General features: G+C 75.5%; 10 protein-coding genes. 6 read left to right on the plus strand and 4 right to left on the minus strand.

Annotated features, from left to right (window positions below):
- Positions 1-56 precede the first annotated feature (56 nt).
- Positions 57-3,110: an AMP-binding protein gene (locus tag AC3CHW_RS09945; RefSeq protein ID WP_488470206.1), complete on the minus strand. Its 3,054-nt coding sequence runs from the start codon at positions 3,108-3,110 to the stop codon at positions 57-59.
- A 392-nt stretch (positions 3,111-3,502) separates the two neighbouring features.
- Between AC3CHW_RS09945 and AC3CHW_RS09950 the strand changes: the two genes are divergently transcribed.
- From AC3CHW_RS09950 to AC3CHW_RS09965, 4 genes are all read left to right on the plus strand, one after another.
- Positions 3,503-4,489 (plus strand): DUF4097 family beta strand repeat-containing protein, encoded by a 987-nt coding sequence (locus AC3CHW_RS09950; protein ID WP_488470207.1) that lies wholly within the window; start codon positions 3,503-3,505, stop codon positions 4,487-4,489.
- Positions 4,489-5,757 carry a PadR family transcriptional regulator gene (locus AC3CHW_RS09955; protein ID WP_488470208.1) on the plus strand — a complete coding sequence of 423 codons (1,269 nt, stop codon included), beginning with the start codon at positions 4,489-4,491 and terminating at the stop codon, positions 5,755-5,757. The genes AC3CHW_RS09950 and AC3CHW_RS09955 overlap by 1 nt, the downstream gene beginning before the upstream one ends.
- Positions 5,758-5,966: 209 nt before the next feature.
- Entirely contained in the window at positions 5,967-6,680 is a 714-nt protein-coding gene (locus tag AC3CHW_RS09960) for an antibiotic biosynthesis monooxygenase (RefSeq protein WP_488470209.1), read from the plus strand.
- 171 nt (positions 6,681-6,851) lie between these two features.
- Entirely contained in the window at positions 6,852-7,565 is a 714-nt protein-coding gene (locus AC3CHW_RS09965) for an antibiotic biosynthesis monooxygenase family protein (RefSeq protein WP_488470210.1), read from the plus strand.
- Positions 7,566-7,607: 42 nt separating this feature from the next.
- On the opposite strand, the gene AC3CHW_RS09970 is transcribed toward AC3CHW_RS09965, so the two are convergent.
- Positions 7,608-8,105 (minus strand): hypothetical protein, encoded by a 498-nt coding sequence (locus AC3CHW_RS09970; RefSeq protein WP_488470211.1) that lies wholly within the window; start codon positions 8,103-8,105, stop codon positions 7,608-7,610.
- 180 nt (positions 8,106-8,285) lie between these two features.
- Positions 8,286-9,743 (minus strand): MFS transporter, encoded by a 1,458-nt coding sequence (locus AC3CHW_RS09975; protein ID WP_488470212.1) that lies wholly within the window; start codon positions 9,741-9,743, stop codon positions 8,286-8,288.
- 266 nt (positions 9,744-10,009) lie between these two features.
- Between AC3CHW_RS09975 and AC3CHW_RS09980 the strand changes: the two genes are divergently transcribed.
- A complete protein-coding gene (locus AC3CHW_RS09980; protein ID WP_488470213.1) occupies positions 10,010-10,720 on the plus strand; it encodes a CGNR zinc finger domain-containing protein in 711 nt (236 codons plus the stop codon).
- A gap of 517 nt (positions 10,721-11,237) precedes the next feature.
- A complete protein-coding gene (locus AC3CHW_RS09985; protein ID WP_488470214.1) occupies positions 11,238-12,371 on the plus strand; it encodes a hypothetical protein in 1,134 nt (377 codons plus the stop codon).
- Between the two features lie 228 nt (positions 12,372-12,599).
- Here AC3CHW_RS09985 and AC3CHW_RS09990 read toward each other — a convergent pair whose 3' ends face one another.
- Entirely contained in the window at positions 12,600-13,562 is a 963-nt protein-coding gene (locus tag AC3CHW_RS09990; protein ID WP_488470215.1) for a zinc-binding dehydrogenase, read from the minus strand.
- Positions 13,563-13,643 lie beyond the last annotated feature (81 nt).

A 13,643-nucleotide genomic window follows, 5' to 3' on the forward strand; every position in this document is an offset into this window, starting at 1 on the left:
GACCGGCCACGGCCCCGGGTCGGGGCCGCCGGGGCACGCGCGGGGGCGCGGCCGTCTCACGGGCTCCCCTCGCCGAGCGCGCGGTCGAGTTCGCGGCGCAGGATGGCCTGGAAGGTGGCGACGTGGCGCGGGCCGAGCATCGTGTAGTGCTCGCCGGGCACCTCGATGTAACGATTCTGCGAGCGGGTGTGCTCGTCCCAGCGGCGTAGCTCGCGCGCCAACCAGTCCTCCTTGGTGCCACGCAGCGGTACGGCGTAGAAGACCGTCATGGACCGCGCCGTCCCGCTCGGCCGGTACGCGCGGCCGAGCGCGGTCAGGCCGCTGGCCAGGCGCGCCCACGCGGTGAACTTCGGCAGGTCGAGGTCGAGGTCGCGCAGCCGGCGCGGCGGGGCGAGGTCCAGCAGGCGGGCCAGGCGCTCGTCGGCGGGCAGGGCGCGCAGCTCGGCGGGGAGTTCGAGCGCGCGTCGCCGGTCGACGAGGTCGAGGAAGAGGGCCAGGTTGGTGGCGGTCTCCACGAAGTCCAGCTCGTCCATCCGGTACTTGATGTGCGGCGGCAGGTTGAGGCTGCCCACGAAGCCCACCCGCTCCCCCAGCGCCTCCAGCCTCTTGGCGATCTCGAAGGCCACGGCCCCGCCGTACGAGTAGCCGGCGATGGCGTACGGGCCGCGCGGCTGCCGGGCGCGGATGGCGCGCACGTACGTCTCGACCATCTCCGCGAAGCTGCCGAACGGCCGCTCCCCCGCGTTGAAGCCCCGCGCCCGCAGCGCGAAGAAGGGTCGGTCGCCGGCGAAGTAGCGGGCGAGGTTGACGAAGACCAGCACCTCGCCGACGCCCGGGTGCACGCAGAACAGCGGGGTCTTGTCGCCGCCGGTCTGCAACGGCACCACCGGGTCGTACGCGGCCGGGCCGGTCGCCGCGGGCGGGCCGGCATCCAGCCGCGCGGCGAGTTGGCGCACCGTGGGGGCGGTCAACACGGTGATCACCGGCAGCTCGGCGACCGCGAGTCGGGTCGCGACCAGGCGGCGGAGCCGGAGGATGTCGAGCGAGGTGCCGCCGAGGTCGAAGAAGCTGGCGGTGGCGCTGACGCGGGCCGGCTCGCGCTCGAAGAGTTCGGCGTAGATGTCGGCGAGCGCCCGCTCGGTCGCCCCCTCGGGCGCGACGTGGCCGCCGAGGTGGTGCTCGGACTCCGCGGCGACCTCGGCGATCACCGCGTCGTACGCCCCCGCCTCCAGCCGCTCGCGCATCCGCTGCCGCAGCGTCTTGCCGAGGCTGGTCCTCGGAAACGCGGACGCGGGCAGCGGCAGCACGTGGGCCGGCCGGAAGCCCCAGTGCGCCACGACGGTGGCGCGCACGGTGGTCAGCAGCCGGTGCAGCGCGGCCCCGCTCGCCGCGGCCGGCTCCGGACGCAGGGCCACCACCAACTGCTCGGTGTCGTGCCCTGGTTGGCGGGTGGGGAAGGCCGCCACGTGGCCGGTGGCGACGCCGTCCAGGCGCTCGACGGCCGCCTCGATGTCGGGGCTGAAGTAGTTGACGCCGTTGACGATGACGCTGTCCTTGGCCCGGCCCACCAGGACGAGGTGCCCCGTCCCCACCTCGCCGCCCACGAGTTGGCTGGGCGCGTCGTCGCCGAGCCCGTCGATCCGGCCCAGGTCGCCGCTGCGGAACCAGCCGTCGGGGGTGTGCGCGCGGGCCGTGGCGGCCGGGTCGCGGTGGTAGCCGTCGGTGATCATCGGCCCGCGGAGTTGCAGCTCGCCCACCTCACCGGCCGGGCACACGCGCCCCCGGGCGTCGGCGACGCGGATGCGCAGCCCGCGCACGGGCTGCCCGAGCGAGGCGAACTCGCGGCCCGCGTCCACCTGCGGGAAGCCACGCGAGTAGACGCTGCCGGCGCAGGTCTCGGTCATGCCGAAGGCGGGCCACAGGGCGTCGCCGCGCAGCCCGTACGGGGCGTAGCGGGCGAGGAACGCCTCTCCGGTGGCCCGCACGTTGGCCTCGCCGCCGCTGACGATGTGCCGCAGCGAACGCAGGTCGAGCCGCTCGCCGCCGGGTTCGTACGCCCCGGTCGCGGCCTCGGTCTCGGTCCCGACCCGCGCCTGGCCGGCCGCACCCCGGCTGGCGGCGTGCTCACCGACCGCACTGGCACCGGCCGCGGGCGCGTCGGCTGCGCTGGTTGTGGGCACACCGACCGCGGGCGCGTCGGCCGCGTTGAGTAGCCCGAGGAGGAAGTTCGGCGTGAAGGTCATCGTGACGCGGTGGCGGGAGATCAGCCGGAGGAACTCCATCGGGTCGCCGAGCACGCGCGCGCTCGACACGTGGAACTGCTCGGCGCCCACCGCGAGCGGCAGCAGATGCGCCTCAAGCAGCGCGGCCACGTGGTCGAACGCGATCCAGTTCAGGGTGCGGTCGGCGCCGGTCAGCCGCTGCCGCTCGGCCTTGGCCGCCATCGAGGCCAGCAGGTTGGCGTGGGTGAGGCGCACCGCCTTGGGCCGCCCGGTGGAGCCCGAGGTGAGCACGAGCAGCGCGAGGCCGTCGGGGGCGACGGGGGTGACGGCCGGCGGCGCGGCGGCGTCCCGCGCGGGCCCCGGCTCGGCCTCGGTCTCGGCCTCGGCCTCGGCGTGGAGCTGGCCGATGGGGACCATCCGCACCCGGGCGTCCCGTGGCGCCGCGCCGGCCACCGGCTCGGTGGTCAGCAGCAGCGGGCCGTCGAGGAGTTCGCCGAGGTGGGCGAGGTGTTCCCGGGCGCGGTCCGCGTCGTCGGGCAGGGGCGGCAGCGGGCAGGGCACGAACCCGCCGAGCACGCAGCCCCAGAAGGCCGGGATCACGTCCCGTGGCCGGTCGAGCAGCAGCCCCACCGGGTCGCCCGGGGTCAGACCGCGACGGGCGAGGCCGGCCGCGAGCCGCTCGGCGGCGGCGAGCAGGAACGGATACGGCTGAAAGGCACTCTCTCCCATCGGATCGTCTGGGAGGTAACGCATGCCGGCATCGGGGTGGCTCCGCGCTGCCTTCCGCAGCAGTTGGGCGACGGATTCGGGCTCCGTCGCCGCGTCGGGTGTCACGACCGCGCGCGGTGGGACCTCCGTCGATCCCACCGATCCCTCGCTCCGGTTCATCTCCGGCTCCCCTCCGGAACTCCCCTGCCACCGCAGGGGTACTGCGCCGCTTCAAGAGACAGTTCGTGACAGCCCGTCACCTCTCCTACGCGGGCCGCCACATGGGGAGAAGAACGTAGCAGTGGCGAAGATTCGTGAGCCATCCGTCGGACACGGCTCTCCCCGCGCCCACACCGCCCCCTCATCCCCCACCGAGCGGGACCCCACCTCGGGGTGAGCCGGCCCCCAGCCGCCGCGCAAGACGCCGTGCCACGCGTGCCACGCCACGCCGTGCCGCGCCGTGCCGCGCCGTGCCCGCGCCGTGGTGGCGCTTGACTTCCCTTATCCGCGATATATCGTGTTGGCAGTAGACGCGATATGTTGCGTCCATGCTCCAGCTGGGGAGGCCCCACATGTCAGACCGGTCCGAGTGGTCGCTCAGCGCGCCACGCAAGCTCACGTTCGACGCGCCGGTCACCGCGCTCCACGTGCGCGTCGTCGGCGGCACCGTCAACGTCGTCGGCACCGACACCGGCCCCGCCAGCCTGCACCTCTCCGAGATCGAGGGCCCACCGCTGGCGGTCAGCCTGCACAACGGCGTGCTGAGCATCGCGTACGAGGACCTGCCCTGGCAGGGCTTCCTCAAGCTGCTGGACCGCAAGGGCTGGCAGCGCACGGCGCACATCACCCTGACCGTGCCCACCGAGACCCGGGCCGAGGTGGGCACGGTGCACGCGGCGGCCGTCGTCTCCGGGCTCAGCGGGCGCACCGAGGTGCGGGGCATCTCGGGCGACAGCACCCTGGTAGGGCTCACCGGCGAGGTGCGGGCCGACACCGTGTCGGGCAGCGTGGAGGCGCAGTCCCTCGGCGGGCGGCTGCGCTTCAACTCCGTGTCGGGCGAGCTCACCGTCATCGACGGCACCAGCCCGGCCGTCAAGGCCGACTCGATCAGCGGGAACATGGTGCTGGACATCGCCCCCACGGCCACCCCCGCCGACCTGCACCTGAACACCGTCTCCGGCGGGATCGCCATCCGCCTGCCGGACCCGGCGAACGTGGCCGTGGACGCCCAGACCACCAGCGGCCAACTCTCCAACGCCTTCGACGACCTCACGGTGGACGGCAGCCCCTGGAGCGGGCCGTGGGGCGCGTGGGCCTGTCCCGGTGGCACCGGCGGCAAGATCACGGGGACGCTGGGCACGGTGTGCGGGCGACTGAAGGCCACCAGCATCTCGGGCGCCATCGCCGTCCTGCGCCGCCCCTCGACGGAGGAGGGCGCGCCCCCCGGCGGGCCCACGGCGCCCCCGGGCCCGGACGGCCCGCCCGAGCCGGCCGTACCCCGGCACCACGAACCCACCGACCCTCCCCAGGCTAGCCCGTCCGACAAGAAGGTCCTCTGATGCCCCCCGTCTTCGCCCACGGCCGCCTGCGCCTGTACCTGCTCAAGTTGTTGGACGAGGCGCCGCGCCACGGCTACGAGGTCATTCGGCTGCTCGAAGAGCGCTTCCACGGCCTGTACGCGCCGTCCGCCGGCACCGTCTACCCGCGACTGGCCAAGCTGGAGGCCGAGGGCCTGGTCACGCACGCCACCGAGGGCGGGCGCAAGGTCTACTCGCTCACCGACGCCGGCCGCGCCGAACTCTCCGACCGCGGCGGCGAACTGGCCGACCTGGAGCTGGAGATCCGCGAGTCGGTGGCGGAGTTGGCCGCCGAGATCCGCGAGGACGTACGGGGCTCCGCCAGCGACCTGCGCCGCCAGATGCGCGAGGCCGCCAGCCAGGCCCGGGCGACGGGCGGAGCGCCCTCCGCGGCCGACGGCGGGCCGGGACACCGCGACGACCAGCGAACCGGGCGGGAGGCCCCGCACGGTCCGGGTGGCCGGGGCCGCCCGGCGGGCGCGGCCGGCGAGGCGGGGCGCGCGGCCGGCGGCAAGGGCGGCGGGGCCCCGTGGGAGAGCGGCCCGTGGGCCGATCCGGAGGCATGGCGGCAGGCGAAGGAGGAGTTGCGGCGGGCCAAGGAGGAGTGGAAGGAACAGGCGCGCCGGGCCAAGGAGGAGAGCCGCCGGGCCAAGCAGGACGCCCAGCGCGCCCGCAGGGAGGCCAAGGACGCCCGGGACTTCGCGCGCGAGGAGGTCGAGCGGATCGCCCACCGGGTGCAGGAGCAGACCCAGGCGCACCTACGGGCCGGGGACTGGCAGGGCGCGCTGCGCGAGGGCCTGTCCGAGGTCACCCGGGCCATGACCCGCATGGGCCAGGCCGGCCCCGGGCCGGCCACCCCGGACCCGTTCCAGCAGGCCGCCGACCAGGCCCGCGCCGACGCCCGCACCGACGCCGACCCCACGGCCGAGCGCGCGCCCGACCCGTACGGGGCGGCCGACAAGGCCACGGCCGCGACGGCCGGTGCCGGGGCGACCGGTACCGGGGCTGGCGACGCCGGGGCCGCCGGCGCCGCGGTGGGGCCGCTGCCCGACTGGGCCGTGGCCGACGACGCCGACTCCACCGACCCGGCCCGGGACCTGGAGCGGCTGCTCGACCGGTTCCGCGACGGCGTCCGTGACGCCGCCCGCGACCACGGCGTCACGGCCGGCCAACTCGCCGCCGTACGCGCCCAGTTGGCGCACGCCGCGGCCCGCGTGGACGGCGTACTGCGCGCCCGCCCCACGCGGTGAGGGCGGCCGGGCCCGCGACCGAGCGCCGGGGAGCGTGCGGTCGTGGGCCCGGCGGTGACACGGTAGCCGGGGGCCGCGTGGCGGGACGGGGAGGTGGCCGGGCGGCGGGGCCTCGGGGCGGCGTTGACTTCAACCAAGGTTGAAGTACCAGAGTCGGGGACGCGGGCGATCGACGGGCCCGCGCCGTACGACTCACCAAGGAGCACACCATGGTTTCCCCGTCCCACCTCGCCACCCTTCCCGACATCGCCCGCCCCGACGCGGGAACCATCCTGGCCAGCCGCTGGGTGGTGAGCGACCCCGCACACCAGCGGCCAGCCGCCGACTCCGTGGTGGACTCCTGGGAGCGGTTGGACCGCCCCGACGCGATGCTGACGTTGACGACGTTCCTCAGCACCGACGGCGGACACGTCCTCAACTACGCGCAGTGGACCAACGACGAAGACCACCACACCTTCGTCCGCACCCAACGCCCGGCCCTGGTCCGCGCCGTCCACGCGGAGTTGCCGGGCATCGAACGCCCCGGCCTCACCCGCTACCGACTCCACGACAGCTACCGCGCCCCGGCCACGGACAGCGCCGGCCAGGACACCGGGCCCGCCGAGGAGGTCGGCGCCGTCGTGACGGTGGGGTTCGAGACGGACGGGCCGGACGCCCAGCGCCGCCTCGCCGACGAGGTGATCGCCGGCCTGCGCGAACACCCGGTGCCCGGCCTCCTCGCGGCCCACTTCCACCTCAGCACCGACGGCACCGAGGTGCTGAACTACGCGGAGTGGACGACGCTGGACGCCTGGCGCGCGTTCACCCAGGGCAGCACGTCGCAGGCGCTGGCCAAGACCGTCGCCGCGCTCCCCGGCGTCCGGCCGCTCGGGCCCACGCCGTACCTCCCGTACCGCGGCGTGGTGAACGTACCCGCGCCGTGAAACACCGCGCGCCGCACGCCAGGCCCCGTGCCCGAGCGGGTTGGACGAGGTGCGGCGGCCCGATATGCCGGCGGGCGGGACGGCGTTGACCTGAACCAGGGTTCAGGTACCAGAGTCGGCGGTGCGGGCGATCGACGGGCCCGCGTCGCGCTACTCGTCAAGGAGCACGCCATGGCTACGCCGTCCCACCCCGTGACCCTCCCCGACGTCACCCGCCCCGACGCGGGAACCATCCTGACCAGCCGCTGGGTAGTCAGCGACCCCGCCCACCAGCGGCCAGCCGCCGACTCCGTAGTGGACTCCTGGCAGCAACTGGGCCGCCCCGACGCGATGCTGACCCTGACCACCTTCCTCAGCACCGACGGCGGACACGTCCTCAACTACGCGCAATGGACCAACGACGCAGACCACCACACCTTCGTCCGCACCCAACGCCCAGCCCTGGTCCGCGCCATCGACGAAGAACTGCCCGGCATCGAACGCCCCGGCCTCACCCGCTACCGACTCCACGACAGCTACCACGCCCCGACCACGGACAGCGCCGGCCAGGACACCGGGCCCGCCGAGGAGGTCGGCGCCGTCGTCACCGGGGAGTTCGAGACCGACGGGCCCGATGCCCAGCGCCGCTTGGCTGACGAGGTGATCGCCGGCCTGCGCGAGCACCCCGTGCCCGGCCTCGTCGCCGCTCACTTCCACCTCAGCACCGACGGCACCGGAGTGCTGAACTACGCGGAGTGGACGACGCTCGACGCCTGGCACGCCTTCACGCAGGGCAGCACGCTGCGGGGGCTGGCCGAGATCGTCGAGTCGCTGCCCGGCGTCCGCCCGCTCGGCTCCACGACCTACCTCCCGTACCGGGGCGTGGTGAACGTACCGGCGCCGTGAGGCACCGCGCGCCGCGCGCTGGCGTCGGCGCGGAGCGGGCCGTCAGGAGCGGGCCATGCCGCCGGGCACCGGGGCCGGCTTCATGAGGACGGCGGCCCGCTGGTCGCGCCGATACACGACCCAGAAGGTCCCGGCCACGCCGACGCACGCCGTGCACAGCCCCACCGGAATCCACACCTGGAGGCTCAGCCGGGTCCGCGAGGCGTACGCCCAGCCCCGGCCGGCGAACACCGTGTCACCCTTGGCCACCTCCGGGCCCTGGATGTCGCCCATGCTGGTGCGCCCGTCGGCGAACTGCCACTCCCCCTCGCAGTGCGCGGGCTCCGTGCCGGGGCCGCCGCCCTCCGCGCAGCGCGCGACCGCCCGCACGGTGGCGTCCTCGCCGGTGGCCAGTTGCTGGGCCTGCCGCCCGACGAAGAGGCCGACGACGCAGACGACGGCGAGCAGCAGCCCGATCGCGGACAGCAGCCCCCGCACGCCGCCACGCTCCGCCGGCCTGGCGTGAGTTGGCCGCTCCGCGTCCGGCGACGTACGCCTCACCCATCTCCGTGACTCGCTCAACACCGCGCACCCCCCTACGTACCGTACCCGCGGCCCCCATGCCCGGCGAGAGTCGGCGAACACGCCGACGGCGCCGGACGGCGCCGCCGCCGGGCCGGTGGCCGGTCACCCGACGCGCGCGCCCCGGCGCGCGGCGGGCGGCGAACCGGGCCGGACCACTCACTCCGCCGCGCGCAGCGCGTCCGAGGTGACCACGCGCAGGAACACCGGGACGGTGGCCGCGACGGTCGCGGCGAAGACGAGGAACGCCCACCGCACGCCGCACCACTCGGCGAGCACGCCCATCAACCCGGCCCCCACCGGCAGCGCGCCCCAGCTCAGCAGCCTGGCCACGCCGCTGTAGCGGCCCATCATCGCCTCGGGCACCAGGTTCTGCGCGATGAGACGGGCGTTGACGGTCCACAGCGTGCCCCCCATCCCGCCGACGAACGCGGAGAGGGCGACGGCCCACAACTGCGTGGTGAGAGCGGGTACGGCCATCATCGCGAGGGTGCCGAGCAGGTCGGCGAACATCGCCCAGCGGCGGCCGAGCAGCCGGTTCACCCAGGTCGCGGCCACCGCCCCGGTGAGCCCGCCCACGCCGAGCGCGCTCAGCACGATGCCGTACTCGTCGGCCGACAGGCCCATGGTGCGCGTCGCGACCAGCGGCATCAGCGCCAGCCAGGCGCCCCAACTCGCGCACAGCACGGTGAGGATCAGCGCCATGGTGCGCAACAGGCGCTGGCCCCACAGGTGTCGCAGCCCCTCGGCGATCTGCGCGTGCGCGGCGGCGGCCGGCGCCTGGGGCCGGGCGTCGCCGTCCAGCGGCTCGGCCGTCGGGACGGTGGCGTTGGAGGCGCCGGGCGTGGGCGCGCCGGGGGTGGGCGCGCCGGGGGCGGACGCGCCGGGGGTGGGCGCGCCGGGGGTGGGCGCGCCGGCGTGCGCGGCCGCCCCGGGCGCGTCCCGCGCGGCCCGGAAGCGGCCGGTGAGCAGCAGCAGGACCAGGCTGGCCGCGAGGTAGGTGACCCAGGTGGCGCCGAGCGCCACGCCGGTGCCCGCAGCGACGAGCAGGCCGCCCACGAAGGGGCCGCAGAACTCGTTGGCGACCGTCTCCGTGCCGGTGATCAGCGCGTTGGCGCGCTCGCGCGCCGGGCGCGGCACCACGGCCGGTATCAGGGCCGCCGCCGAGGTCAGCGCGATCACCTCGGCGACCCCGAGCACCAGGCCGGCCAGCGCCAGCCCCCAGAGCGTGATGCCGCCCGCCGCGAGGGCCAGCAGCAGCCCACCGACGGCCAGCATCCGCATGCCGTCCGCCAGCCACAGCAGCCGGCGGCGGTCGGCCCGGTCGACCAGCACCCCGACGTGCAGCGCCACCAGCAGCCACGGCGCCGTCAGGGTGAGCGAGACGAGCGAGATTCGCGCCGGTGACGTGGTGAGGTGGGCCGCCATCAGCGGCAGCGCGATCTTCGTGACCCCGTCCGCCAGGTTGGTGATCGCGGTGAAGACCAGCAGCACCGCGGTGTTCCGCGAGCGAGGCCGCGCGGCCTCGGCCGCCTCGGCCGCCCGTGGCCCAGCGGCAGTCGCGGACGCGGACGCCGTCGCGGCGTCCCCGCTCACGGTCGCGGCGTCAGCACTCATCGAGCCGTCCCCCTTCATCACGTTTCCCTCGCCGGCGGCGTGCCGGCGGGCCGGTAGGCCGCCGGGGACATGCCGAGGGCCCAGCAGCCCCGGCGTAACCGGCTATCGCCTTTGACTGGTTAATGAGGGGAGCCTGGCACGACCCATGAGCGCCGTCAACCGGTCAAGCGCTTGACCGGTTAGCCTTGGCGGGCGAGGGTTGGGCGAGACAGGCAACGGGGCGCGACGGGTGGCGGCGCGCGGGTGGCGCACGAGGGAGGTGGCACGTGTACGAGGAACCGGCGACGGCCCGGCTCGTGGAGGCGTTCGCGAACACGGTCGACGTGGAGCTCGGCACCGACGGTCTGAGCACCCCGGAGCAGCTCACCGACTGGCTGGTCGGGCAGCACCTGCTGGCCCGCCCGCACCGGGCCGACGCCGACGACCTCGCGCTCGCCCTGCGGCTGCGCGGCGGGCTGCGCGAACGGCTCGGCGTACCGGTGGGCGACCAGCCCGCCGCCGCGCTGCTCGCCGAAGCGGACTCGGCCCTGCGCGAGCTGCCCCTGCTCGCCACCGTGGGCGGGGCGCCCCCGGCCAACCAGCCCGCCGCGCCCGCCGACGCCGGGCCGACGGAGGGCGCCGAGCCAGCGCGGGGCGCCGGCCTCGACGCCACGGACGGCGCGGGCGCCGGGCCCGCCACACCGGAGGCGGCGCCGGTCGGCGGCGCGGGCCTGGTGCTGGTTCCCGCTCCCGGGCTGCCGCCGGTCCGGCGGGGGTTGGCCGGCGTGGCCGTCGCCTGGAGCGAGTTGGTGCTCGCCGGCGACGCCGCGCGCCTCAAGCGCTGCGCGGAGCACGAGTGCGCGTGGGTGTTCTGGGACGTGTCGAAGAACCGCAGCCGACGCTGGTGTTCCATGCGCGTCTGCGGCAACCGCAACAAGGCCCGCCGCTTCGCCGCCAAGCGCGCCGTCGCCCCCGCGCCCACGACACGCCCGAACTGACCGCGACTCAGCCGAATGTGACGGCCACTCACCTCGCCGCGTCGGCCCGCGCCATACTCCCCGCGGAGTAGGTACATGACGTGGCCGGCCGCGCCTCTTTCACAACCTCCTTCGCTTAACCGCCCGCGCCCCGCCCCGCCACCACCGCGGACCCACCCCACGACCGACGACGGCCCCGGCCGTGGCCCCGCGCCCGACGGCTGACCTGCGGTTACGGGCGACCGAGCGACACGGCCGGACCCCGGCCGACCGGCGCCGGCCCGGGCCCGGCACCCCGTGGAGGGACGGCGTCCGGTGGGCCCGGCCGGGCCGGCACGCGCGTACCCCGGGCGGCCGGTTCGCCCTCCGCCCGCCGCGGGACCCGCCGTGCGCTCCGCAGGGCTGACTACGCCCCCCTTACGGAGGAGGCGTATCTCCGCCCTGGGCGGGTCGTGCACGCGTCGCCCGTGAGATGTACTGGGAGGTCTACTGGCCGTGCCGCATCGTGCGGCGCGCACGACGCGGAAGAGGGAACCGTATGTCCTTGCCCGCCGCCATCACGGTGGAATTCGACTCCGCCGCCGGCGCCGACGAGTTGCTCGCGCAGGAGCTGGCCGACCTCGTGGACCCGCACCGCAGCGAGGAGTGGCCACCGGCCTCCACGACGGCGCGACGACCGGCCGAGGCGGAGTCCCCACCGGCGATCGCGCGGGCGGACTCGGCCCGGGCCGACACGTTCGCCTGCCGGGGCGTCGTGATCGTCCGGAGCGGACGCGAACTCCTGGGCTGGGGAAGGCTGTTGCAGCCACCGGGCGAGTCGGCAGCGGTCGTCTTCGACCACACCCTGGCCACCGGAGTGCGCAGACGGCCACCCACCGGGCGCCACGCTACGCGCGAGGACACCCCGGAACCCCCCTGTGAGGTCGAGCTGTTGACGCTGCTGTTGCGGCACGCCGCGGCCCACGCCAAGGAGTTGGGCTTCGCCACCATCAACTGGAGCGGCCCCGACACCAGCCCCGTCGGGCGCGCCGCCGACGCGCTGGGGGCCCGCGTCGACGGAGAGCTGGGCCGGCACTGGACGGTGCCCGACCTCAAGGCGTGGGCCCCACCGCCCGGCCTGCCGCCGGTCCTCCTGCGCGAGACCCCGCGCCCCTTTCCGCCGGGCCCGCACCCGGCCGTCGAGCGTTACGTCCGCCTGTACAACACCGTGCACGCCCAGCACGACCGCCGGGCCGGCGGGGCCCCCCGCGACCTCGTCGACGCCCTCCCGGAGTGCGACGAGGCCGGCACGGCGGCGGCGCGGTCCTGTCCCGGCGATCACGCGGTGCCCGAGCCACCCTGGGACGCCGCCGGCGTCGACGCGTACCTGGCGCACCGCGCGCCGCAGGGCCACGTACTCGACCTGCTCGGCGCCGACGGCTCGCTCACCGCCCAACTCGCCGCCGACCTCGTCGACGGCCGGGCCCTGCTGGAGGTCGCCGCGCCGCTCGACACGCCGCCGACCGAACTCGCCGCCGGCATCGCCGGGCTGATAGCCCACCTGCGCACCGTCAGCGCGGACACGGCCGACCTCGACATCCGGGAGATAGCCGACCCGCCGCTGCGCCGCGCCGCGGAACTGCTCGGGGCGCGCATCACCAGCCGCTGGCAGGCGTACGCGCTGACGCTCTGAGAACAGGACACGGGTGGCCCCGGGGCCGCGCACCGCTCGGGCGGCCCCCACTCCCCCGCCCCGGCCGGCCCGTACGGGCGCTCCGGAGAAGGCCGCACCAGGCTCCGTACGATGCCGCGCGCGGCGGCGGGCAGGGGCCCCGGGCGTCAGGTCATGTCACGCCGACACGCCCACGACGCGACACCCCGGCACCCCGGCACCCCGACACGTCATGTCACGTCACGCACGTCACACCGTCAGGACGACCTTGCCGAACAGGTCGCCCTCCGCCATCTTCGCGAAGCCCTCGCGGGCCCGGTCCAGCGGGAGCACGGTGTCGATCACCGGGCGCACGCCGGTGGCCGCGCAGAAGTTCAGCAACCCTTCCAACTCGTCCTTGGTGCCCATGGTCGAGCCGACCACCTTCAGCTCCAGGAAGAAGATGCGGTTCAGCTCCGCGGTCTTCGGGCTCGGGCCCGAGGTGGCGCCGGAGATGACCAGGGTGCCGCCCGGCCGCAGGGACTTGACCGAGTGCGACCAGGTCGCCGCGCCCACCGTCTCGATCACCGCGTCCACCCGCTGCGGCAGCCGGGCGCCCGGCTCGACGGCCGCCACCGCCCCCAGCTCCATCGCCCGCGCGCGCTTGGCCTCGTCCCGGCTCGTCGCGTACACCCGCAGCCCGGCGGCCTTCGCCAGCACGATCGCCGCGGTCGCCACGCCCCCGCCGGCACCCTGCACCAACACGGAGTCGCCGGGGCGCACGCCGGCGTTGGTGAACAACATGCGGTACGCGGTGAGCCACGCCGTCGGCAGGCAGGCGGCCTCCTCGAAGGAGAGTTCCTTCGGCTTGCGCAGCACGTTCCACTCCGGCACGGCGACGCGCTCGGCGAAGGTGCCCTGGTAGCGCTCGGTGAGGATGGAGCGGGGCTCGTCCGCGCCGACGCCGTGTCCGCTCTGGCCGATGACCGAGTGCAGCACGACCTCGTTGCCCTCGGCGTCGATGCCGGCCGCGTCACAGCCGAGGATCATCGGCAGGCTCTCCTCGCCGAGCCCCACGCCGCGCAGCGACCACAGGTCGTGGTGGTTCAGCGACGCGGCCTTGACGCTGACGGTGGTCCAGCCAGCCCGGTCGGCGGGCTCGGGGCGGTCCCCCAACTCCAGTCCGGACAGCGGCTGGTCAGGGTCGATGCGAGCGGCGTAGGCAGCGAACATGCCCCCGACCCTAGGCGCGCGCCGGGCCCGAACGGAACCGGGCGACGGTGTGACGCTGCCCCCACCCCTCGCACGGCCCAC

It is taken from the genome of Streptomyces sp. MGP-BFMKR1, from assembly GCF_057766585.1.